General features: G+C 74.2%; 2 protein-coding genes. Both read left to right on the forward strand.

Features of this window, described 5'->3' with window-relative positions; translation table 11 throughout:
* On the forward strand, positions 1–865 hold an 865-nt coding region (locus tag FHE66_RS10910), incomplete at its 5' end, for a hypothetical protein (RefSeq protein ID WP_176554745.1).
* Positions 866–922: 57 nt separating this feature from the next.
* Positions 923–1,500, forward strand: a 578-nt coding sequence (locus FHE66_RS10915; RefSeq protein WP_255303700.1) for a thioredoxin domain-containing protein, incomplete at its 3' end; no start/stop codon positions are given.

The raw sequence follows: 1,500 nt of genomic DNA on the forward strand, positions 1-1,500 counted from the left end.
GATCGAGCGGGTGCTCGACGAGGTCGAGGCGACGATCGAGGAGGGGGACGCCGCCCTCGACGCCGACATCCTCGCCGAGCGTCTCACCGGCCCGGCCCTGTCCATGCGCGAGGCCGAGTACCGCCTCGCCGAGGCGTCCGACGGGCAGCGCACCCCGACGCCGCTGACGACGAACAGCCAGGTCGAGGTCGTGGCGGCCACCGACGAGTGGCCCCGCTCGCTGTACGTCGTGTCCCACGTGCCCGACGACGCGAACCTCCCGCTGCTGCTCGTGCTCACCCAGGAGGACGCGCGCAGCCAGTACAAGCTGTGGTTCTGGACCTCGCTCCTGCCCGGCGCGCAGACCCCGAGCACCGCGCGCCCCGACGCCGGCAGCCCGCCGCTCGCGCCGGACGCCGGTGGCCTGCTCGCCAGCCCGGAGGAGACGGTCGAGCTCTACGCCGGACTCCTCGGGGACCCGGACGGCGAGGGCGCGGACCTCTTCGCCGAGGACCCCTTCCGCACGAGCTACGCGGACATGATCGACGCGCTGCGCTCGACCGTCGAGGTGGCCGGTGAGGTCCGCGAGCGCTACGGCGTGCGGGAGAACACCGTGTCGGCGATCGAGACGGCGGACGGCGGCGCGCTCGTCGTCGGTGTCATCGACAGCCGGCTGTTCCTCGGCAAGACGGTCGAGGGGGCGACCCTCGAGGCCGGCGGGGACATCGGCCTCCTCATGGCGCAGGACCCCCGGATCGACGACGCCGCCGAGGCGCACTACCTCATCCCGGTCGCCTTCTCGGTGCCGCCGGAGGGCAGTGAGGAGCTCATCTCCGTGCTCGGGGCGGCGCAGATCCTCGCGAACGTCGCGGTGAGCGAGGGCTAGCACCGCGTCGGAGGGTAACGTCCTGTCCCAGGACCTCACCGCAACCGAAGGAACGTGATGAGCCAGCCCTCGCTCAACCTGCACGGCGCCGTCGACCTGTCCGCGCTCGCCCGTCCCGCCCAGCCGGCCGGGGCACCGGGCGGCGCGGCCGGTGACGCCGCGGACGCGCCGCTCGTCTCCGACGTCACCGAGGCGACGTTCCAGCAGACGGTCGAGCTGTCGATGCGGGTGCCCGTCGTCGTGGAGGTCTTCGCCTCCTACGCGCAGGGCCCCTCGGCCACGCTCGCCGAGCTGGCCGCCGAGTACGGCGGGCGGTTCCACCTCGCCCGCGTCGACGTCGAGACCAGCCCGCAGATCGCCCAGGTCTTCCAGGTCCAGGCCGTCCCGACCGTCGTCGCCATCGTCCGCGGCCAGCCGATCCCGCTCTACCAGGGGGACCACCCCGTGGAGCAGGTCCGCCAGGTGATCGACGAGGTGCTGCGCGTCGCCGCCCAGGCCGGGGTCACCGGCACGGTGAGCGGGGCCGCCCCGGAGGAGGGCGAGGCCGAGCCGGCCGAGCCGCCGCTGCCGCCGCTGCACGCCGAGGCGCTCGAGGCCATCGAGCGCGAGGACTACACCGCCGCCGCGGACGCCTA

Origin of the sequence: Georgenia sp. 311 (assembly GCF_006151955.1) — a bacterium.
Classification (GTDB): Bacteria; Actinomycetota; Actinomycetes; order Actinomycetales; family Actinomycetaceae; genus Oceanitalea; species Oceanitalea wutianyii.